At 53.6% G+C, this 237-nt stretch carries 1 pseudogene; it reads right to left on the bottom strand.

Annotated elements, in window-relative coordinates:
• Positions 1 to 175 (bottom strand): annotated as a pseudogene (locus SB756_RS35270) (U32 family peptidase); the annotation flags it as partial.
• Between the last annotated feature and the right edge of the window lie 62 nt (positions 176 to 237).

The raw sequence follows: 237 nt of genomic DNA, 5'->3' as shown, positions 1-237 counted from the left end.
CCAGCGCGTGGGCTTCATTGATGCCGAGCTGAAGATTTTCGTGGTTGAATTCGTTGTTGCGCACACGCAGGGAGTAACGCGGCTGGCCCGCATAAACAGCATCTGCGCCATAAGCGAAAGCGTAACGCATATTTTTCAGCGTTCCCGCCGGGGAAAGGAGTTCCGGTTTAAACATAATTCTCTCGTTCTGATGACAGGTCAGATCCGCTTCACCTGATGAAGCGGTTAGGGGAGGCC

This window comes from Pseudomonas sp. SIMBA_068, assembly GCF_046534705.1.
GTDB classification, from domain to species: Bacteria; Pseudomonadota; Gammaproteobacteria; order Pseudomonadales; family Pseudomonadaceae; genus Aquipseudomonas; species Aquipseudomonas putida.
This window is presented reverse-complemented; position numbering and strand designations above follow the sequence as displayed.